The following is a 20,398-nucleotide window of genomic DNA, read 5'->3' as shown; positions in this document are numbered from 1 at the left end:
CGGAATGACCCGTTGCCTTTATTTCGCTTGTCGAGGACGGCCGCAGATCGCTTAGATAGCGGCATTTCCACCGTTCCCAGGACGATCGAACATGGCTTTTCCCGCTGTCAGCAATTCCATTTCCGTGGTTCATCCCGTCAGTCTGACCCATGGCAAGAATGCCGAAGTCTGGGACGTCGACGGCAAGCGCTACATTGACTTCGTGGGGGGCATCGGCGTGCTGAATCTGGGCCATTGCAACCCGCGCATCGTCAGCGCCATCTGCGAACAGGCGCAACGCATGACCCATTACGCGTTCAATGCCGCACCCCACCTGCCTTACCAGCAGTTCATCGAGCGCCTCGCCGCGTTCGTCCCGGTGAGTTATCCGGTCAGCGGCATGCTCACCAACAGCGGCGCGGAGGCGGCTGAAAATGCGCTGAAGATCGTCCGTGGTTACACCGGCAAATCGGCAGTGATCGCGTTCGACGGTGCGTTTCACGGTCGAACCCTGGCGACGCTCAACCTCAACGGCAAAGTGGCGCCCTATAAACAGAAAGTCGGCGTGCTGCCCGGCGCTGTTTATCACTTGCCGTATCCGAGCGTGGACAACGGCGTGTCCACGGCCGATGCGCTGAAGGCCATGGAGCGGCTGTTCAGCGTCGAAATTGACGTCGACGAGGTCGCTTGTTTCATCATCGAACCCGTGCAGGGCGAGGGCGGCTTCCTGGCGCTGGACGTCGAATTCGCTCAGGCGCTGCGCAGGCTGTGCGACGAAAAAGGCATCGTCCTGATCGTCGATGAAATCCAGTCCGGTTTCGGCCGCACCGGTCAGCGCTTTGCGTTCAGTCGACTGGGGATCGAACCGGATCTGCTGTTGCTCGGCAAGAGCATCGCCGGCGGCGTACCGCTGGGCGCCGTGGTGGGTCGCAAGGCGCTGATGGACACGCTGCCCAAGGGCGGACTGGGCGGGACTTATTCCGGCAACCCGATCGCCTGCGCCGCAGGCCTTGCGACGCTGGATGAGATGAGTGACGCCAACCTGGCGCAGTGGGGCGAGCAGCAGGCCACGGTGGTACAGGCGCGTTATGACCGATGGAAAGCACAGGGTGTGTCTGCGTTTCTGGGGCGTTTGACCGGCGTGGGCGCCATGCGCGGCATCGAATTGTCAGCCGATGGCAAGCCTGGGACCGCGCAGATGGCGCAATTGTTGGAATCCGCGAGACGTCGCGGGTTGTTGCTCATGCCCAGCGGCAAATCCCGGCACATCGTTCGCCTGCTCGCGCCGTTGACCATCGAACTGGACGTGCTTAACGAAGGGCTGGACATTCTGGAGCAGTGTCTGGCTGAACTCGAATGACGCAACGCGTCGGCTGCGCCCACTGGTCCGATAAACAGCACGTGTCTGTGCAGTCGCCCTCAAACGACTGCATCCACTCCACGGACCCCATCGCGATGACCAGCAAACGACCGCTACCCGCCAACGACGCCAGCAACGACCCGGTCCAGGGCGTCGATGACACGCCCGAATATCCGCTGTCCGCACCGATCAAGCCGGACGACCCGGAGCGCCGCAGCGAGCAGTCCCGGGCGGAAACGGCCGGCTGTGTCGAAGAAGCGGCTGTCACGCCAAACAAGCCTCAAACGCCCTGAAGACGCCCTGAACACGTCGCGCATCGCTCGCCTTGCAGGCGTTTATTCCCGCCAGTTGCCGCCGCGTTGATGATTGAGCTTGGAAAGCTTCCTCAAACACGGAAGAATGCGCACTTTAAACGCGCGTTCCAGCCGCACCATTCACTACGCTGACCCTTCAGCGGAGGAAGCACATTTTGAACCAGCTAAAACGCCTTCATAGCGGAATTGAAGGACTGGATGAGCTGCTAAAAGGCGGATTCGTTTCGGGATCCTCTTACATCATCCAGGGACGCCCGGGTTCCGGCAAAACCATTCTGGCCAACCAGATCGGTTTCCACCACGCCAACAATGGCGGTCGCGTCCTGTTCGCTACGCTGCTTGCCGAGCCTCATGAGCGGCTGTTCCAGTTTCTCTCGACACTGAGCTTTTTCGACAAGGACAAGATCGGCGATCAGATTCAGTTCGTCAGCGCCTTCGACACCATGGAAAACGATGGCCTGGAAGAGGTGGTCAAGCTGCTGCGCCGGGAGATCGTTCGCCAGAAGTCCACGGTGATGATCCTCGACGGCCTGCTCAATGCGCGCTCCAAAGCCGAGTCGGCGCTTAACACCAAGCGCTTCATCTCCGAACTGCAAGGCCACGCTGCGTTTGCCGGTTGCACGGTGTTCTTCCTGACCAGCTCACAACTGGACGACGGCAGCCCTGAGCACACCATGGTGGACGGCGTTGTGGAGTTGGGCGAGGAGTTGGTCGGCAACCGCTCCGTGCGCCGTATCAAGTTGCGCAAGACCCGCGGCAGCGGGGCGATTTCCGGGTCTCACGAGTGCGAAATCACCGAGGACGGTCTGGTGGTGTATCCGCGCCTCGAAAGTACGGTCACCTGCTCGGCCCTGCGTGACAGCGATCACCTCTCGATCGTCCCCAGCGGCCTGCCGACCCTCGATCCGATGATCGGCGGCGGTCTGGTCGGCTCGTCCGTGACCTTGCTACTCGGCCCGTCGGGCGCCGGCAAGACTTCATTCGGTCTGAACTTCCTCGGCCAGTCGACCCCGGAAGCGCCCGGCATGCTGTTCGGCTTCTATGAATCGCCCCAACGGCTTCGGCTCAAGGCTGCCGCATTCGGGCTGAATCTCGAAACGATGGAACAGTCCGGTGCGTTGCACGTTGTCTGGCGGTCGGTCACTACCGAGATGGTCGACAAACTGGCGATCGATCTGCTGCGACTCGTCGAGCAGAAGTCGATCAAGCGCCTGTTCATCGACAGCCTGGGCGGCATGGCCCGCGCGGCCGCCGACAAGTCGCGCATTCTGGACCTGTTCACCGCGTTGATGGGTGAGCTGCGTGCCAGAGGCGTCACCGTGCTGGCGTCTTGGGAAGTGCGCAGCCTGCTGGGCAACGAAATCGACGCGCCGGCGCCGGACTTGTCGGGCATTGTCGACAACCTGCTGTTGATTCGCTTCGCGCAGGAGCCGATGCAGATCACCCGTCAGCTGTCGATTCTGAAGATCCGCGACAACGCCTATGACCCGTCGATACTCGAACTTGCCCTCGGTGCCCAGGGAATGAACGTTAACAAGGTTGGTTTGCATGGCCCTGACGGTAGAGACAGTGCGTCCACCTCTCGGTCGTCCTCAAGCTGATGATCGCTTGAGCGGGCGGGGGACCTTATGACCACGATACTGATTGTCGACGATGAATACCTGATCGCCGACATACTGAGTTACGCGCTGGAAGACGAGGGGTATCTGACTGTCACGGCGGGCAGCGGCCAGAAGGCGCTGAGCATTCTGGACCGGGAGAAACCGCAGTTGGTCATCACCGACTACATGATGCCGGGCATGAATGGCATCGAGCTGGTGGAGGCGATTCGTGCGCACAAGACGCTGGGCAATGTGCCGGTCATGCTGATGAGTGGCGCTCAGGCGCATTTGGGGATGGAGCGCCCGGACCTGTTCGTGAGGGTTTTCGACAAGCCGTTCGACATCCAGTCGGTCATCGCCGCCGTGAAGTCCGTCCTCAGACCGGACTGAGCGCTGCGAGGCGTCTCTGCATCAAGCCACCGCCGGGCGCTGAGCCGTGCCCTTGTTGCACATGGGCGATGATCTACCGGCGGATTTATCCATATTGCGCAGCCCGAAACTCCGCGCCCGAGGCGACCATGCAACCAGCCGAATCCTCCCAAGGATTGCTCACACAAGATAATCGCTACCGTTTGCTGGTCGATGCCGTCATCGACTATGCCATCTACATGATCGACACGGACGGGATCGTACGCAGCTGGAACTCCGGCGCACGGCGGATCAAGCAGTACGAAGAGGCTGAGATCGTCGGTCGTTCGTTCTCGTTGTTCTACACCGAAGAAGATCGTCTGGCGGGCTTGCCCGGCAGAGCGCTGCAGATCGCCGCCACGTCCGGACGCTTTGAGGGTGAGGGTTGGCGTGTCAGAAAAGACGGCACGCGGCTGTGGGCGCTGGTGGTGATCGACCCGATTCATGCCCCCGATGGCTCGCTGATCGGCTACGCCAAGGTCACCCGCGACCTGACCGAGCGCAGGCTGGCGCAAGAGGCATTGCGCAACAGTGAACGGCAGTTCAGCCTGCTGGTTCAGGGCGTCACCGATTACGCGTTGTACATGCTCGATCCGACGGGCATCATCACCACCTGGAACGCCGGCGCCGAGCGGATCAAGGGTTACAGTCCCGCCGAAGCGATCGGCCAGCATTTCTCGCTGTTCTTCGAGCCGGTCGATGCCGACGCCGGAAGGCCCCAACACGCGTTGCAGACCGCGCGCAGCGAAGGGCGGTTCGAGGGGCAGGGCTGGCGAGTGCGCAAGGACGGCACGCGTTTCCTGGCGCACGTAGTCATCGACCCGATCCGCGACGACGACGGGCAATTCATCGGTTTTGCCAAGATCACCCGCGACATCACCGAGGCGGTCCAGGCTCAGACCACGCTGAAGGAAACCCGCGAAGCGCTGTATCAATCCCAGAAGATGGAATCCATCGGCCAGCTCACCGGCGGTATCGCCCATGACTTCAATAACCTGCTCACGGTGATCCTCGGCAGTCTGGGCATCGTCAAGAAACGCCTGGTGGACGATCCGAAATCGGTCTCGCTGCTGGACAATGCCATGGCTGCAGCACAGCGCGGCTCGTCGTTGACGCAACGAATGCTGGCCTTCGCGCGCAGACAGGAACTCACCCCGAGGGCTGTCGACGTCGGCAACCTGATCCGTGGCATGTCGGAGCTGCTGGGTACATCACTGGGCGCCAATATCGCCGTGGAAACCCGTTTCCCGCTGCGCCTGAAGCCGGTCTTCGTCGACGCCGGGCAGCTGGAAATGGCGATCATGAATCTGATGATCAACGCGCGGGACGCCATGCCCGACGGCGGCAGCGTGGTGGTGTCGGCCCGGGAAACGTCGTTGCCCCGTCTGGCCGGCGCAATGCGGCTAGAGGAGTTCGTCTGCATATCGGTGTCCGACACCGGCAGCGGCATGGATGAAGCCACGCTGCAGCGCGCCATGGAGCCGTTTTTCACCACCAAGGGGCTGGGCAAGGGCACGGGCCTAGGGCTGTCGATGGTGCACGGGCTGGCCGCGCAGTCCGGCGGCAAACTGGTGCTGAGCAGCACCGCCGGCAGCGGAACGACAGCTGAACTGTGGCTGCCCGTCTCGGTGGCCGCGCCCGAGCAGTCGGTGCCTTGGAATGAAGGGGCGTCCGCCGACGAGGCACGCGCAATGCCGCTCAAAGTGCTGTTCGTGGATGACGATCCGCTGGTGCTGATGAGCACCAAGGCGATGATCGAAGACCTCGGTCATCAGGTGGTCACGGCCAACAGCGGCGACGAGGCACTGACGGCCATCAGCGACCATGTCGACCTGGACCTGGTGATCACCGACCACATCATGCCGAACATGACCGGCACCGAACTTGCCCAGCACATTGCCCGCCTCGATCCCGCGCTTCCGGTCATCATCGCGTCGGGTTTCACCGATAACCCGACGCTGACCACCGTCACCACGCAACGACTGCCCAAGCCCTTCAATCAGCTGGAACTGGCCCGGGCGATCGCCTCCATCAGCCGGCCCTGAACGGACGAACCGCTGCCTTGTTGCGCGTTCTGATTCTGGCCATAGGCCGTAGGAGCGCGCGATCTGAGGGGAGCGTTCTGTTGCTGATTCTGGCCATAGGCCGTAGGAGCGTGGCTTGTCCCGCGAACTGCCGGGGACCGGCAGCCAATCCTGAGAATGATATATATCTGAGTCAATCAAGGTGCCCGGTTTTGCTGCCGCTGCGCGGCAGATCGCGGGACAAGCCACGCTCCCACCGTTATCCGCCGAGAGTGCATGCTGAGCTTTATGGACATACAGGCCTGTAGGAGCGCGCTTGCCCGCAATCTGCTGCGCAGCAGCAGTAAAACCGGTGCATGCGCTGTGGCTGACGAACTGCATCCACCGATGCGCTGCCTGATAACGCAGGATGCACTGAAGCCCAAGTCAGGCGGATTGCCCGGCCGGATCTTCGAGACCGCGCCACTGGCTGATCACCGCCGCCATGATCTCATCGGTCAGTGTGGTGTCATTGCATGCCCTGGCGAGCATCATCGCGCCGGAAATGGAGGCGAGGATCTGCATGGCGCGCTCACGAGACGTCCCGTCCGGCAGGTCGCCTTTTTTCTCCATCAGCATGTGCAGCAAGCGCTCGATGCCCTGGGTGTAGGTCTGGCTGACCACGCCGCCCATGCGTGACACATCGGCCGCCAGCGTCGGAATCGGGCAGCAGTCGAGTTTGCTGTCGCGATGTTCGGCCGTCACGTAGCTCTGCACGATTTCGAAAACGCGGGTGCTCGCTTCCCACTGCACGAAGTATTCATCGAACGTGCGGCGGATCGCTTCGGCCACCAGTTGCTCCTTGCCGTCGGGGAACTGCCGGTAGAAACCGCCGTGGGTCAGGCCCACCGATTTGGAAAGCTCGCCGATGCCGATTCCGTCAATGCCGTGCTCGCGGTAGAGGCGGGATGCGGCGGTGAGAATCTTCTCCTTGTTCAGTAAGCGTTGTTCCTTGGTGACTTTCATAACGACCTCTTGATGCGTGGCGGCGTGAGTATACGCGCGGTTGGCTGTCCTGCGCCGAAACGAGACATCCCGGCGCTGCCTCTCTCGCTGCACCCGAATTTACAGCCCACGAAGCGCGGTGTGCGCCGGTTTAACACAGTGACTGACCCTTCCTGAATCAAAACGAATGATAGTAATGATTACAGTCATCATGTTTACATCGATATTGATGATACGTAGCATCAAAACGTTATCAGGACGAAATCCATCTGTCCGGGCTGAGCCTGCGGGTCATTCTGCGGACGACGGCCGACGGCACAGGTCGGGCAAGCGGGGCGCTCTTGTATGAGGGCCTTCATGTTGTTCAAGTTCAAGCCAGGGGGTGAGGGTGAATTCGGTACAGAGCAATGGCGGATCGTCGGCGGACGATGCTACGCCCACGGCTAAACGCAGCATGACAAGAGCGGTGGTAGGGGCCGGGTTGCTGGCGGCTGCCGTCGGCGCGGGTGTGTTTCTGGTTGACGGCGAGCGCGAGCGCGCGGTTGCGGCCGATGCACCGCCGCTGGCCGAAGTGGTGGTCAGCCGGCCACTGGTGAAGGACCTCGACAGCAGGCTGTCGTTTCTCGGCCAGTTTTCGGCGGTCGACCGCGTCGAGCTGCGCGCCCAGGTTGGCGGCACGCTGATCGGGATTCACTTCAAAGACGGACAACTGGTCAAGAAAGGCGCGCTGCTGTTCAGCATCGATCGCGTGCCTTACGAGATCCGCCTGGCCCAGGCCAACGCGCAGTTGCAACGGGCAAGCGCACGACTGGCCTACGCCAAGAGTGAATTCAACCGGGCTGATGAGCTGGCGCGTAATCAGGCGGGCTCCGTGCAGAACATGGAACTGCGCAAGTCCGACTGGCAAGAAGCGCAAGCGGCGGTGGCCGATGCCAACGCGCAGATCCGCGACGCCCAGTTCGACCTCGATCACTGCCAGATCCTCGCGCCGTTCACCGGGCGCATCGGCAATCATCAGGTGTCCGTCGGCAACCTCATCGCCGGCAGCCGCGCAGCGATCAGCCCGACCACACTGCTGGCGACCATCGTTTCCCAGGATCCGGTCTACCTGGACTTCGACATGAGCGAGTCCGATTACCAGCAGTACAAGCAATACAAGGCACGTCGTTCGGGCGATGCGCCGGAGCAGGTGCAGATCGCGGCCAGCGGCGGTCAACACTACTCGACCTCCGGCAATCTGGACTTCATCGATAACGCGCTCAACCGCGCCAGCGGCACGATTCACGCCCGGGCGACGGTGAACAATCCGGACGGCGTCCTGACACCGGGCGAGTTCGCCAGGCTGCGCGTGGTCGCCGCAGCCCCAGGCCCGACCTTGCTGGTGCCGGATGCCGCCGTGCTGCCCGATCAGTCGCACTTCATCGTGATGACCGTGGCCGATGACGGCGCGGTCGTGCCCAAGCAGGTGGAAGTCGGCGACATGCGCGCAGGGCTTCGGGTGGTCAAGTCGGGCCTGACGGCCACCGACCGGGTGATGATCGGCGGTCTGCCGTTCGCCGCGCCGGGGGCGAAGGTCAACGCCCGAGACGGGGAAATCACCCCCGACAACGATCAGGCCAAGGACTAGACGACATGCGGATAGCCCACTTTTTCATCGATCGCCCGCGCTTCGCCGTGGTCGTCAGTTGTTTCATCACGCTGATCGGTCTGGGCGCGCTGTTCGTCCTTCCCGTCGCGCAATACCCGGAGATCGTCCCGCCAACGGTGCAGGTCACGACTTCGTACCCCGGCGCGTCGGCGGAAACCATTTCCAAGACCGTGGCGACACCGCTTGAGCAGCAGATCAACGGTGTCGAGAACATGATTTACATGAGCAGTCAGTCCACCGGCGACGGCAAGCTGACGATCACTGTGACGTTTCGCATCGGCACCGACCTCAACGTCGCGCAGAACCTGACGCAGAACCGGGTGCAGAACACCATTTCGCGTCTGCCCGAAGACGTGCAGCGGCTTGGCGTTCAGGTGCGCAAAGCGACGCCGAGCATTCTGCTGGCGGTGCACCTGTTCTCGGACGACAGCACCAAGGACACGCTCTACCTGTCCAACTACGCCACGCTGCACATCAAGGATGTGCTGGCGCGGATTCCCGGCGTTGGCGACGTGCAGTTCCAGGGCGGACGCGAGTACGCCATGCGCATCTGGCTCGACCCGGACAAGGTCGCTGCCTATGACTTGAGCGCCAGTGAAGTGCTGGCCGTTCTGCGCCAACAGAACCTGCAGGTCTCGGCCGGTGTGCTGAACCAGCCGCCAACCCGCACCGCCGAAGCGTATCAATTGAATATCGAAGCCTTGGGGCGGCTGTCCAGCCCCGAAGAGTTCGAGCGCATCGTGGTCAAGACCGATCCATCGGGCCGCGTCACCCGGATCGGCGACATCGGCCGGGTCGAGGTCGGCGCGGTGGACTATGGCTCCACGGCGTTCATGGACAAGAAGGACGCCGCGACACTGCTGATTTACGCGCAGCCGGGCGCCAACTCGCTGGACGTCGACCATGCCGTGCTCGGCGCCATGGAAAACCTGAAGAAGGAGTTCCCGTCCGGAGTGGCGTACTCGATCATCTATGACCCGACGATCTTCATCGGCAAGTCTGTGGATGAAGTCATCACCACCATCTTCGAGGCCATCCTGCTGGTGGTGCTGGTGGTGTTCCTGTTCCTGCAGAACTGGCGGGCCACGATCATACCGGTGGTGGCCATCCCGATTTCGTTGCTGGGCGCATTCACCGTGCTGTACCTGTGCGGGATCTCCCTCAACAACCTGTCGCTGTTCGGCCTGGTGCTGGCGGTGGGGATCGTGGTCGATGACGCGATCGTCGTGGTAGAGAACATCGAGCGCAACATTCACGAAGGCATGACCCCGGTGGCGGCGGCGCACCACACGATGGACGAAGTCGGCGGTGCGCTGCTGTCGATCGCATTGACGCTGTGTGCGGTGTTCGTGCCTGCGGCTTTTCTGAGTGGTATTTCCGGACTGTTCTTCAGGCAGTTTGCGGTGACCATCGCGGCGTCGACGATCATTTCCTGCGTGGTGTCGCTGACCTTGAGCCCGGCGCTGTGTGCGGTGCTGTTCAAGCACAAGGGGCATGACAACGGTCGGTTCAAAGGCGTCAAGCGCTTCATGGACGCCTCGTTCGGCCGTTTCAACCGCGGTTTCGACAGGCTCTCCCACGGTTACGGCAACGTCACCCGGCGTCTGGCCCGAGTGCTCGGACTGGTCATGCTGGTCTACGTCGGCCTGATCGCCCTGACCGGCGTCGAGTTTCACAGCACGCCGACCGGCTTCATTCCGGAGCAGGACCAGGGCTATCTGATCACCATCGTGCAGTTGCCGCCGGGTGCGTCGCTGGATCGCACGGAGAAAGTCGTGCGCCAGGTCATGGACATCGCGCTGCAGACGCCAGGGATCGAGCACATCGCGCCGTTCGTAGGGCTGGATGCCACCACCTCGACCGTCGCCTCCAATGCGGGAACGGTGTTCACCGGTCTGCCGTCGTTGTACAACCACGACATGCCCGGACTCACCGCGCAATCCGTGCTGGCGGATCTGCGCAAGCGCCTGTCGGTGATCAAGGACGCCTACGTGTTGACCATTCCGCCGCCACCGGTGCAGGGCCTGGGCAGTTCCGGCGGGTTCAAGCTGATGCTCGAGGACCGCGCCGGACTGGGCTCCAAGGCACTTGCCGAGGCGGCCAACAAGCTGGTGGCCGAAGCGCGCAAAGACCCTGACTTCGTCGGTATGTTCACGCTGTTCAATGCCGGTTCGCCGTCGATCTTCGCCAACATCGACAGGGTCAAGGCGGAAAAAGTCGGGCTCAAGCCGACTGACGTGTTCTCGACGCTGCAGGTGTATCTGGGCTCGCAGTACGTCAACGACTTCAACTATCTGGGCCGCACTTATCAAGTGGTCGCCCAGGCCGATGCCCGGTTTCGCGGCACGCCGGAAGACATCACCCGTTTGAAGGTGCGCAACGACAGCGGCCAGATGGTGCCGGTGGGTACGGTGGCCGACATCGAACACAACACCATTCCGTACCGAGTGCCGCGTTACAACCTGTACCCGGCTGCAGAGGTCCAGGGCGCGGCAGCACCCGGGGTCGCGACGGGCACGGCACTGCTCAAAATGGAGCAGCTGGCCGAGAAAGTCCTGCCCAAAGGCATCGGCTTCGAATGGACCGAGCTTGCCTACCAGCAGCAACAAAAGGGCACGCCGACGCTGTTGGTGTTCGCCGCGGCGGCGCTGTTCGTGTTCCTGGTTCTGGTGGCGCAGTACGAAAGCTGGCGCTTGCCGGTGGCCATCGTGCTGATCGTGCCGATGTGCATTCTGGCGGCGATCAGCGGGCTGATCTTCCGGGGCATGCCCATCGATATCCTGGCGCAGATCGGCTTCATCGTGTTGATCGGTCTGGCGGCGAAGAACGCAATTCTCATCGTCGAGTTCGCCAAGCAGAAACAGGACGACGGTTCGACAGCGGTGGACGCGGCGGTGCATGCCGCCCGCACGCGACTGCGACCGATTCTGATGACTTCGCTGGCGTTCATTCTCGGCGTGGCGCCGCTGACCGTCGCCACCGGCGCGGGCGCGGAAATGCGTCAGTCGCTGGGCACCACGGTGTTCTTCGGGATGCTTGGCGTGACCTGTTTCGGTCTGTTGTTCACCCCGGCGTTCTACATTTTCATCCGCAAATACTTCCACGGGAGGCGTTGATGTCCAGCAAGCTTTCTTTCAGCGCGCGCCTTGTGGGCGAGACGCTGAATAAACACCCGGCCATGACCGCAGCCGGTCGCGGCGCGCAAGAATTCGGGCCGCGACGGGCGGTCCTGCCTGCCGTCATCGGTCTGGTGTTGATGAGCGCCGCGTTGTCGGGCTGCATGGTGGGCCCTGATTATCAGGCGCCGGACACCGCGCTGGTGCCATTCCACAATCAGGGCACCGACGGCGCCGCCGATCCCGCCGCTGTGCAGAACCTCGCCACCTGGTGGTACGGCTTCGACGATCCGCAACTGGTGAGCATCGTCGATCAGGTGCTGGCGCAAAACCTGGATCTGGTGGCTTCGCTGGCGCGGGTCGAACAGGCCCGTGCCGTGGCGAGCGCGGCGGGCGCCGAGTTGTATCCGACGGTGGATTTCGTCGGCTCGGCTACCAAGCAGCGGCAGAGCCTGCAAAGTCCGCTGGGGTCGCTGAGCCGCAACTTGCCGGGCTACGAACGCAATCAGAAAGACCTCACCGCAGGCGCCTCTGCCAGCTGGGAGATCGACCTGGCGGGTGGTCTTCGGCGCGGTGCGTCTGCCGCCGAAGCCGAGACACAGGCCGCAGAGGCGGCTCATCTGGGCACGCGGATCTCGGTGGTCGCCGAAGCCGCGGACGCCTATGTGCAGATCCGCGGTTACCAGGCGCGGCTGGCGGTGGCCGCCGACCAGATCAGCACCGATGAGCATTTGCTCGATCTGGTGCAGGTGCGGCGGCGCCTGGGCGATGTCGATGAGCGCGAAGTGGCTCAGGCCCAGGCGCTGCTCAAGCAGGCGCGGGCCACCGTGCCGTTGCTGCGCATCGCGCTGGAGGCGCAGTTCAATCGCCTCGACGTGCTGATGGGCAAACAGCCGGGCCGTTCGGCGACGGAACTGGCCACGGCCTCGCAGATCCCGTCGCTGCCAGCGATCAAGGACAGCATCGCACCGGCTGATGTGTTGCGCCGACGTCCGGACATCATCGCCGCCGAGCGCCGACTGGCGGCGTCCAATGAGCGAATCGGCGAAGCCATTGCCGACTACTACCCGAAAGTGTCGCTGTCAGGCGCCCTGGGCTACGAAAGCATCACTGGTCAGCACATGTTCACCGAGCGTGCATTTCAGCCCTCGATCGGTGGGCTGGTGCGTTGGCGGTTGTTCGACTTCGGCAAGATCGACGCCGAGGTTGCCCAGGCCAAGGGTGCCAACGCCGAGGCGCTTGCGCAGTATCGCCAGTCAGTGTTGAGGGCCTGCGAGGATGTCGAGAACGCTTTGGTGTCGTTGTCCCAGACCGAACAGCGCCGAGAGGAACTGGCCGGTGAGGTCAGCGCGCTGACGCGGGCCAGGGACCTGTCCGAGACCGCCTACAAGTCGGGGGCGATCCCCCTGACCGACGTGCTCGATGCCAACCGGGAATTGCTCACGGCCCGTGACAGCCTGAACAGCACAGAAGCGGACTCCTCGCGTGCTGCCGTGACGCTGTACCGGGCAATGGGCGGCGGCTGGCAGGGCCCGGGCGTCATCACCAGCCAACGCTGAGCATGACGGCGCAGGGGTAACCAGGGCAAGCCTGCCAGGCGCCATCGCAACGTTCGGCGACAGGCAGTCCGGTCGGGACGGGGGGCGATCAGCCCCCTGATCTTGGCCCTGCATCAAAAACTGCTGCCGACACTGGCACCCGCGCTGCGCAATGCCGCAGCGGCCTGCTCGTTGCCTTGCTCCAGAACGATGCCCAGGGCAGTCTTGCCGCGGGCGTCGACATGGTCGGGGTCGGCGCCCAGCTTCACCAGTTCGGGGATCATGTCGAGGCGGCCGAACAGAGCTGCAAAGGCGAGGGCGGTCTGGCCGCTGTTATTGGTCTGATCCACCGGGCAGCGGCCGAGCAGCGCGTGGGCAACCGCCGTTTCCCCTTTGAACAGTGCACCCATCAGCGCGCTGTTGCCGTTGTTATCGGCGATACAGGGATCCGCGTGGGCCGCAAGCAGCGTCCCGACTTCGTCCAGATGGCCGTGATACGTCGCCAGAACCAGCGCGGTGTAGCCCGACCCGGTCCGGCTGTCGACCGGAAACCCGGCGTCGATCAACGCCTGGCTGATGTCCTGACGGCCGGCTCTGGCGGCGTCGAACCATTGCGTGTCATACACATGAGGATCGACCCGTTGCACCGCTGCCTGTGACTGAATATGGCTTGCGGTTGCAGGCAACCACAGGTTGGGAAACAGCAGGTGACTGGCCCGCAGTGTCGCCCAGCCCAGGCCGATAATAACTGCGCCAGCGCCTGTCCAGCGCCAGCGACGTGTAAGCGTCAGCATGTTGCGTCCTTCTCGAGACCGCCACGCTGTTGGCCAGCGTGGCGGCAGGGTTGCGCCGGAATCAGTCCTGGAGTTTCTCCGCGAGCGCCTTGACGCGCCCTGCGTCCGCGTGAGTGGCGGTCACCAGACGGGTACCGTAATCGGCATCGGCCTTGTAGAAGTACGAAAGCATCGCGTACCTGTTCGCCTCGTTACGCACGTGATTGAGATCACCGCTGAGCGCCTCGATCAGATAGCCTTTGTCGGCTTCGGAAAGGCCACGGTAGTACTCGCCCGCCTGGAAGAAGTTGCGCGGCTTGGAAGTCATGCGTTGCTGGGTGGTGCCGCTGACAGGCGTCTGGGCATATTTAAAGGCCGGGTCCTGGCTCAGCTCATGGACACCGGACGGCTCGTAATTGACCTCACCCTTGCGCCCGCTGGCGTTCATCGCGCCGTCCTGGCTGTTATTGCTGACGATGGTCTTCGGGGCGTTGATCGGCAGTTGCTGGTAATTGGCGCCCAAGCGATACATCTGCGTGTCGGCGTAGGCGAACAGGCGGCCCTGCAGCATGCGATCTTCCGACGCTTCGATGCCCGGCACCAGACGGGACGGGGCGAACGCGGACTCCTCGGTGGACTCGAAATAATTGTCCGGCACGCGGTTGAGGGTCATCGTGCCGACCTTGCGCTGCGCCACGCCGGTCCAGACTTTGGTGTCGTCCAGCGCATCGAAGTCGAACTTGCCCAGTTCACCCGGCGTCAACACTTGCACGTACAAATCCCACTTCGGGAAGTCGCCCTTCTTGATGGCGCCGTACAAATCGTTGGTCATCAAGTTCCAGTCTTCGCCGACGGAACCGGCAATCTGCTTGGGTTGCAACCCGTGGACTCCCTGACGACTTTTCCAGGTGAACTTCACGTAATGCGTCACGCCATCAGCATTGATGAACTTGAATGCGTGCACCGCGGAGCCGTCCATATGTCGGTAGGAGTCAGGCATGCCTTCAACCGTATAGAGATGGGTCAGCATGTTGGTGGCTTCAGGTGTGTGGGCGAAAAAATCAAACGCCAGGTCCTGATCCTGAACCCCGGTGACGGCACTCGGTTTATTCGCATGCACAAAGTCGGGGAACTTGATGGCGTCGCGAATAAAGAATATTGGCCAGTTGATGCCGACCATGTCCCAGTTGCCTTGCGCAGTATAAAACTTCACGGCAAAACCGCGCGGATCGCGGGCTTGCTCGGGTGAACCCCGGTAACCCATGACGGTGGAAAATCGCACGAAGACCGGCGTCTGAGTGCCGGGCTTGAACACCTGCGCAACGGTCAGATCATGCAGGTCGGCATCCGGTTCGAATACGCCGAACGCCCCCGTACCGCGGGCATGCACGACGCGTTCCGGGATTCGCTCACGGTCGAAGCGCTGCAGCTTTTCGATCAGATGTGCATCTTGCAGAAGGACCGGGCCGGCTTCACCGGCGGTTTGCGAATTCTGGTTATCGCCCACCGGGGCACCGCTGTCACGGGTCAATTGCTCTGCTTGTACGGACGACATACTGGCGGCTACCAGAACGGCAGCCAAAGAGAGGCGCCAAGGGGAATACTTAACAGTCATTGGTATTATCTCCGGATTATTTTTTAATAGCCGGGGGATAATGAGTGGCGCGATATTAGCCAGCTATTTTGTTTTGCCAATGACGCCGATTGAAAATACTGATCGACGACTTTCTGAAACTTTGGCAGACGCGGGCATTTATTCGGGCGCGAATAAAATAACACGGCCTTATTGTAAAGGGTGGCACATTGGAATTATTGAAGTTGATAATTTCATTATGCGTGGACCGTTGCCAGGAATGCCTCGCCGTTGAAACTTCAACACATAGTTTGCACGTTAATTAATTGCGCAACAGGCGAGCGGTGAATATTTAGTATTTCCGGATATGCATTGGGTCTGTGCAGGGATATAGGCGCAGTCCATTCGCCGGTAAGCCAAGTGTCGGTTGCAGGGCAACCGACAAAACGGCAGAAGTCGCCTTGTCGGTGGTTCTGCAACCGGCTTGCTGTGTCGGCGCCAGATCAGTTGCCGTCCGCGACTTTACGCTCGATCTCCGCGGTTTTCTTGTTGAGTTCTTCGACGTCCTGCTCCTTGGTGCGGGTGGAGCTGGGCGTGATGACTTCATCGACGGCGCGGGTGTCATCGTCGCGGTCGGCGAGGTCCCGCTCGACGACATTCACCGGCTTGCCGGAACTGTCGACGGGCGGGGCATCGGGCTGCGGTCTGCGGGTGTCGGGGCTGATGGTTCGATCGTTGCTCATTGCCTTGTCCTCGTTGGGCTACTCACGTTGGAGGTGAGTGCCCGGCGGGAGTTCGGCTTTTTTTCAGTGACAGGCGCTGGTTCAATCGGGTTTGAAGACCGACTCAGGAGTCAGCCCTCAACGCCAGACGTTGAAATCACTTCCGGGACGGTAGCACCCAGTCGCGGCGAACGAAGTGACAGGTGTAGCCGTTGGGGATGCGCTCCAGGTAGTCCTGGTGTTCGGGCTCTGCCTCCCAGAACGGCCCGGCGGGGGCGATTTCCGTGACCACTTTGCCCGGCCACAGCCCCGAGGCGTCAACATCGGCCACGGTGTCTTCGGCGACGGCTTTCTGCTCGTCGTTGAGGTAGAAAATGGCCGAGCGATAGCTCAGGCCGATGTCGTTGCCCTGACGGTTGGCGGTCGACGGGTCGTGGATCTGGAAGAAGAACTCCAGAATTTTCCGATAGCTGATGAGGGCCGGGTCGAAGACGATTTCGATGGCTTCGGCGTGGGTGCCGTGATTTCGGTAGGTAGCGTTGGGGACGTCGCCGCCGGAGTAGCCGACGCGGGTGGAGAGGACGCCCGGGTAGCGGCGCAGCAAATCCTGCATGCCCCAGAAGCAGCCGCCGGCGAGCAGGGCGGTTTCAGTGTGCGTGGTCATGTTCAATCCTTCTCATCGATGATCTTTACGGTGAATGCCGATCAGTGTGCTCGCGCCCCGGCGACGGGTGCAAGTGCACCCGCGCAGACCTCGCGCCGCCGGATCAATCGCCGCCGAACTGTTGCCGGTACTGATTGGGTGTCAGGCCAATGCGTTCGCTGAACGCCTTGCGCATGTGCCTGGCACTGCCGAACCCGCACCGACAGGCCACGACCTTGAGCGGCAGATCGCTGCCTTCCAGCAGTTTTCGCGAATGATCGATGCGCGCGTTGAGCACGTATTGCATCGGCGTCAGGCTGACTTCGCGCTGAAACGCCCTGGCGAAGTTGCGCGCGCTCATCGCCGCCAGTTCCGCCATGCGCTGGACCGTGAACGGCTCCTCGATGTGGTCGACGACGTAGGCCTGCACTCTGGCGATGGCGGTGTCATCGCGAGGCACGGCGGCCAGCAACGGCCCGTAAGGCGTCTGCCCGCCCTGACGCTTCATCACCACCAGCAAGACCTTGGCCACTTCCAGCGCGATGTCCTTGCCGTGATCTTCCGCGACCACCGCCAGCGCCATGTCGATGCCGGCAGTGATGCCGCCTGAGGTGATCAGGTTGCGATCAATGACATAAATCTGCTCGGTCTCGACCCGCGAACCGGGATTGCGCTGCGCCAGGCGCTCGACATAGTTCCAGTGCGTGGTGCAGCGGTAGCCGTCCAGCAACCCGGCATCGCCCAGCAGAAATGCGCCGGTACAGATCGCGCCGAAACGCCGCGCGCCCTTGACCGCCGTCGGCAACCACGCCGTCAGGCCCGGATGGCCAACGCCGTACGCGCCAGGTCCGCCGGGCACCAGCAGCAGGTCAGTGCCCGCAGGCAGATCCTTGAGCGTCATGTCGGCCTGGACTTTCAGCCCGCACGAGCTGCGCACAAGGGTCTGATGCTCGGCCACGGTCAGCAACCGGTAGTGTTGGTCCTCAGGGAGCAAGCGATTGGAAATCGAGAAAACATCCATCGGCCCTGTGACATCGAGCATCAACATGTCATTGAACAGGACCATTACCACGGTTTTGTGCGCAGATTCCCGCATGCGTCAATCGCCTTTCCTTCACCCGGAGCTGCCAGCGCAGCGTCGGGCCATTGCCTGAATACAGACGGCATTCTAGGGGATTGCACGCATGATCGTGTGAATGTTTGTGAAAGGGCTGAGCCATGAAGGGCGCGACGGATGCAGGTTCCGGGTCGGCGGCCGCTACAGCGCCGGTTGCGGGCGGCCATCACAGCATGCAGGCAGACGAAAACGCAGCCGAGCGCCGGCCATTTCCGACGTCTCCACGAACAGGCTGCCTTTGTGGGCATCAATCACTGACCGGCAGACTGCCAGACCGATCCCCAGACCGCCCGGCTTGGTCGTGTGAAACGCTGTGAAAATCTGTTCGTGCTGATCGCCAGGGATGCCGGGGCCGTTGTCATCGACACAAACCTCGATGCCGTCTGCCACGTCACAGGATGAAATCCGCAGCAGTCGGCCGTCGACACGGGATTCGGCCATGGCCTCCAGCGCGTTGGTGATCAGATTGAGCAACAGCTGCTGAAGCTGCACCGGGTCGGCGAAGACAAAGCGCGTCGCCGCCAGTGACAGCTCCAGCCGGACCTGATGCCTGGCCAGGGCTGGCGTCGCGATGGCGGTCGCCTCACCGATGGCGTCATCGACCTTGAACAGTTGCTGGTGCAAAGGCGCCTGGCGGGCCAGCGCGCCCAGGGATTTGACGATGTTGGCCACGCGCTCACAGCCGGCGCGGATGTCCTTGAGGCCGGCGACCGCTTCCTCGACATTGGGCGTGTCACGCTGCAACCAGCGCAGACTTGCGGCGGCGTTGGCCACAATGCCCATCAGCGGCTGACAGATTTCGTGGGCAATCGAGGCGCTCAGCTCGGCCATCATCTTGTCGTGCAGCGAGCGGGCGAGGTCCGCCTGGGCGGTCGCGCTGGCGACCGTCGCGGCACCAGCGGGCTCGAGGCGAATCTTTTCGACGGCGCGCGAATAGGTGTCGATGAGGGAATCGCCGACCTCCATCTTCGGCGTCGACAACTCCAGCATCGCCAGCCGCTGGCAGGGGACCGGAGGCATCGTCGGGACGCTGGTGATTACAGCCTGCTGGCCGGTGTGCGGATCGATCCCGAGTCGGTACACCCGATCATTGCGCTCTGGCGCCGCCACATCAGCGGGCCATGCCCGCTCAAGCAGGCGTTTGAGGGTCGAATCGCTGGCGGACGGCGTGTCGGTGTGGATCTGAGCGTGTCGTTCTTCCAGCATCGTGCCCCCTGCGGTTTGCAGCCTTTTCATCATTGCAACCGCAGTATACGCAGCAGTTTTCAAGCACAACGCGACCGGGGGCGGTTTGGCAGAAATGAACACCCCGATGTCCGTCATGGTCCCCACCTGGCCGAAAAAAGCCGCAACTAAGCACGCGTGGCGAGGGTCTGCCTGTGATGACGGTCAGAAAAAGGGAAGCGTTCATGTCGGGGCCCCGAATCGGTTTTGCCTGCCAGTTTCGTCACGCCGGGCGCGACGTGCCGGGGCAGGCACTGTCGGCCAAAGAACTCAAGGCGCTGGAAGGCGGGCTGAATCCTCGCACCACCACACTGCGCTGGATGGACAGCGTGACCCGCGAGATTGCCTGGGAGAAGCTGCATGAAATCGTCGAGCACAATCTGGACGCGCAACTGCGTCTGCTGGCGCATGTGGCCCAACTGCCAGCGACGCTGCGAATGTTGAGGCTGAGCAGCGATCTGTTGCCGTTCTACAGTCATCCTCGCGTGGTCGAGTTCTACCGTCAGCCAGCGGTCATGGACAACCTGCGCACACGCTTCGCTGCCATCGGTGCGCTGGCGCGGGAATCGGACATCCGGCTGTCGTTTCATCCCGGACAGTTTTGCGTGCTGGGCTCGGACCGCCCGGATGTCGTGGAAAACAGCATCGCCGAGTTCGAGTACCACGCCGACATGATCCGCATGATGGGCTACGGCTTACGGTTTCAGGACTTCAAATGCAATGTGCACATCGCCGGGCGACTGGGCAGCGAGGGCGTTCGCGCCGTCTGGCCACGTCTCTCCGAGGTGGCGCGCAACTGCATCACCTTCGAGAACGAGGAAAAGGTCTATGGCGTCGACGCTTGCCTGGAACTGGCCGACCTGGCGCCCGTGGTGCTCGATATTCATCACTGCTGGATCAATGAAAACCGCTACATCGCCACCGACGATCCACGGGTTCAGCGGATCATCGACAGCTGGCGCGGCGTGCGGCCGGTCATGCATTACTCCCAGCCGCCGGAATCCCTGCAACAGGCCGGGTTCAGCGCCGACCAGAAGCTTGAAATGGATGCGTTGCTCGAAAAGGTCGGCAAGCGCGATCTTTACGGACACAGCGCGCGGATGTGGAACGCGTGGACCAACACCTACGCCCTGAGTTTTCTCGACCGCTTTGACATCATGTTCGAGGCCAAGGACAAAAACCTTGCCGCGGAGGACTTCTACCGCCGTTATCTGGCCTGACGGGTCATCCAATGCCTTACTCCGAGCACTGCCGCACGATTTCATGGCGGCACTGGCAATCTGGTCTAGAGTTTCTGGAGTCGACGGGAAACCGCTGACGCCGTGATGAATCGACTTCCGGCAACGTACCGGGAATTACCTGATCAGGAGTGCA

Annotated in this window: 16 protein-coding genes; 9 read left to right on the top strand and 7 right to left on the bottom strand. The window is 62.2% G+C overall.

Annotated elements, in window-relative coordinates; translation table 11 throughout:
• Nucleotides 1–91: 91 nt before the first annotated feature.
• The 5 genes from AAGQ88_RS13805 to AAGQ88_RS13785 all read left to right on the top strand — a co-directional run bounded on the left by AAGQ88_RS13805 (nucleotide 92) and on the right by AAGQ88_RS13785 (nucleotide 5,707).
• A complete protein-coding gene (locus AAGQ88_RS13805; protein ID WP_342652627.1) occupies nucleotides 92–1,339 on the top strand; it encodes an aspartate aminotransferase family protein in 1,248 nt (415 codons plus the stop codon).
• A 95-nt stretch (nucleotides 1,340–1,434) separates the two neighbouring features.
• Nucleotides 1,435–1,632, top strand: coding sequence for a hypothetical protein (locus tag AAGQ88_RS13800; protein WP_342652626.1), 198 nt, complete (start codon nucleotides 1,435–1,437; stop codon nucleotides 1,630–1,632).
• 173 nt (nucleotides 1,633–1,805) lie between these two features.
• Nucleotides 1,806–3,254, top strand: coding sequence for an ATPase domain-containing protein (locus tag AAGQ88_RS13795; RefSeq protein ID WP_342655805.1), 1,449 nt, complete (start codon nucleotides 1,806–1,808; stop codon nucleotides 3,252–3,254).
• A gap of 27 nt (nucleotides 3,255–3,281) precedes the next feature.
• Nucleotides 3,282–3,644 (top strand): response regulator, encoded by a 363-nt coding sequence (locus tag AAGQ88_RS13790; protein WP_285423704.1) that lies wholly within the window; start codon nucleotides 3,282–3,284, stop codon nucleotides 3,642–3,644.
• Between the two features lie 128 nt (nucleotides 3,645–3,772).
• Nucleotides 3,773–5,707, top strand: a complete 1,935-nt coding sequence (locus tag AAGQ88_RS13785; protein ID WP_285423705.1) for a PAS domain-containing sensor histidine kinase — start codon at nucleotides 3,773–3,775, stop codon at nucleotides 5,705–5,707.
• A gap of 405 nt (nucleotides 5,708–6,112) precedes the next feature.
• Here the strand turns inward: AAGQ88_RS13785 and AAGQ88_RS13780 are convergent, their stop codons facing one another.
• Entirely contained in the window at nucleotides 6,113–6,691 is a 579-nt protein-coding gene (locus tag AAGQ88_RS13780) for a TetR/AcrR family transcriptional regulator (protein ID WP_342652625.1), read from the bottom strand.
• 367 nt (nucleotides 6,692–7,058) lie between these two features.
• Here AAGQ88_RS13780 and AAGQ88_RS13775 point away from each other — a divergent pair, with 367 nt between their 5' ends.
• The 3 genes from AAGQ88_RS13775 to AAGQ88_RS13765 are packed head-to-tail and all read left to right on the top strand — an operon-like array spanning nucleotide 7,059 to nucleotide 12,993.
• Nucleotides 7,059–8,297, top strand: a complete 1,239-nt coding sequence (locus AAGQ88_RS13775) for an efflux RND transporter periplasmic adaptor subunit (protein ID WP_342652624.1) — start codon at nucleotides 7,059–7,061, stop codon at nucleotides 8,295–8,297.
• A gap of 5 nt (nucleotides 8,298–8,302) precedes the next feature.
• Complete coding sequence (locus AAGQ88_RS13770; protein WP_285423708.1) at nucleotides 8,303–11,434, top strand: multidrug efflux RND transporter permease subunit; 3,132 nt, start codon at nucleotides 8,303–8,305, stop codon at nucleotides 11,432–11,434.
• Nucleotides 11,434–12,993: an efflux transporter outer membrane subunit gene (locus AAGQ88_RS13765; protein WP_342652623.1), complete on the top strand. Its 1,560-nt coding sequence runs from the start codon at nucleotides 11,434–11,436 to the stop codon at nucleotides 12,991–12,993. Before AAGQ88_RS13770 ends, AAGQ88_RS13765 begins: the two co-directional genes overlap by 1 nt.
• A gap of 113 nt (nucleotides 12,994–13,106) precedes the next feature.
• Here the strand turns inward: AAGQ88_RS13765 and AAGQ88_RS13760 are convergent, their stop codons facing one another.
• The 6 genes from AAGQ88_RS13760 to AAGQ88_RS13735 form a co-directional block, all read right to left on the bottom strand.
• A complete protein-coding gene (locus AAGQ88_RS13760; protein ID WP_342652622.1) occupies nucleotides 13,107–13,766 on the bottom strand; it encodes an ankyrin repeat domain-containing protein in 660 nt (219 codons plus the stop codon).
• Nucleotides 13,767–13,827: 61 nt separating this feature from the next.
• Nucleotides 13,828–15,360 (bottom strand): catalase, encoded by a 1,533-nt coding sequence (locus tag AAGQ88_RS13755; protein ID WP_342652621.1) that lies wholly within the window; start codon nucleotides 15,358–15,360, stop codon nucleotides 13,828–13,830.
• Between the two features lie 461 nt (nucleotides 15,361–15,821).
• Nucleotides 15,822–16,061: a hypothetical protein gene (locus tag AAGQ88_RS13750; RefSeq protein WP_285423710.1), complete on the bottom strand. Its 240-nt coding sequence runs from the start codon at nucleotides 16,059–16,061 to the stop codon at nucleotides 15,822–15,824.
• Nucleotides 16,062–16,197: 136 nt separating this feature from the next.
• Nucleotides 16,198–16,704 carry a peptide-methionine (S)-S-oxide reductase MsrA gene (msrA, locus tag AAGQ88_RS13745; RefSeq protein WP_285423711.1) on the bottom strand — a complete coding sequence of 169 codons (507 nt, stop codon included), beginning with the start codon at nucleotides 16,702–16,704 and terminating at the stop codon, nucleotides 16,198–16,200.
• A gap of 103 nt (nucleotides 16,705–16,807) precedes the next feature.
• Complete coding sequence (locus AAGQ88_RS13740; protein ID WP_342652620.1) at nucleotides 16,808–17,779, bottom strand: GlxA family transcriptional regulator; 972 nt, start codon at nucleotides 17,777–17,779, stop codon at nucleotides 16,808–16,810.
• 162 nt (nucleotides 17,780–17,941) lie between these two features.
• The gene (locus AAGQ88_RS13735) at nucleotides 17,942–19,006 is read right to left on the bottom strand and encodes a HAMP domain-containing sensor histidine kinase (protein WP_342652619.1); all 1,065 of its coding nucleotides are present in this window, start codon (nucleotides 19,004–19,006) and stop codon (nucleotides 17,942–17,944) included.
• 203 nt (nucleotides 19,007–19,209) lie between these two features.
• Between AAGQ88_RS13735 and AAGQ88_RS13730 the strand changes: the two genes are divergently transcribed.
• Nucleotides 19,210–20,244, top strand: coding sequence for a UV damage endonuclease UvsE (locus AAGQ88_RS13730; protein WP_342652618.1), 1,035 nt, complete (start codon nucleotides 19,210–19,212; stop codon nucleotides 20,242–20,244).
• The last annotated feature ends 154 nt before the right edge of the window (nucleotides 20,245–20,398 follow it).

The sequence above is a fragment of the Pseudomonas sp. F3-2 genome (assembly GCF_038804275.1).
GTDB lineage: Bacteria > Pseudomonadota > Gammaproteobacteria > Pseudomonadales > Pseudomonadaceae > Aquipseudomonas.
Note: the sequence above shows the minus strand (reverse complement) of the source record. Positions and strands in the feature narration are given on the sequence as shown.

Coding starts and splice junctions, on each gene's coding strand:
- AAGQ88_RS13805 (WP_342652627.1), top strand. CDS start 92: ATGGCTTTTCCCGCTGTCAGCAATTCCATTTCCGTGGTTCATCCCGTC.
- AAGQ88_RS13800 (WP_342652626.1), top strand. CDS start 1,435: ATGACCAGCAAACGACCGCTACCCGCCAACGACGCCAGCAACGACCCG.
- AAGQ88_RS13790 (WP_285423704.1), top strand. CDS start 3,282: ATGACCACGATACTGATTGTCGACGATGAATACCTGATCGCCGACATA.
- AAGQ88_RS13785 (WP_285423705.1), top strand. CDS start 3,773: ATGCAACCAGCCGAATCCTCCCAAGGATTGCTCACACAAGATAATCGC.
- AAGQ88_RS13780 (WP_342652625.1), bottom strand. CDS start 6,691: ATGAAAGTCACCAAGGAACAACGCTTACTGAACAAGGAGAAGATTCTC.
- AAGQ88_RS13770 (WP_285423708.1), top strand. CDS start 8,303: ATGCGGATAGCCCACTTTTTCATCGATCGCCCGCGCTTCGCCGTGGTC.
- AAGQ88_RS13765 (WP_342652623.1), top strand. CDS start 11,434: ATGTCCAGCAAGCTTTCTTTCAGCGCGCGCCTTGTGGGCGAGACGCTG.
- AAGQ88_RS13760 (WP_342652622.1), bottom strand. CDS start 13,766: ATGCTGACGCTTACACGTCGCTGGCGCTGGACAGGCGCTGGCGCAGTT.
- AAGQ88_RS13755 (WP_342652621.1), bottom strand. CDS start 15,360: ATGACTGTTAAGTATTCCCCTTGGCGCCTCTCTTTGGCTGCCGTTCTG.
- AAGQ88_RS13750 (WP_285423710.1), bottom strand. CDS start 16,061: ATGAGCAACGATCGAACCATCAGCCCCGACACCCGCAGACCGCAGCCC.
- msrA (WP_285423711.1), bottom strand. CDS start 16,704: ATGACCACGCACACTGAAACCGCCCTGCTCGCCGGCGGCTGCTTCTGG.
- AAGQ88_RS13740 (WP_342652620.1), bottom strand. CDS start 17,779: ATGCGGGAATCTGCGCACAAAACCGTGGTAATGGTCCTGTTCAATGAC.
- AAGQ88_RS13735 (WP_342652619.1), bottom strand. CDS start 19,006: ATGCTGGAAGAACGACACGCTCAGATCCACACCGACACGCCGTCCGCC.
- AAGQ88_RS13730 (WP_342652618.1), top strand. CDS start 19,210: ATGTCGGGGCCCCGAATCGGTTTTGCCTGCCAGTTTCGTCACGCCGGG.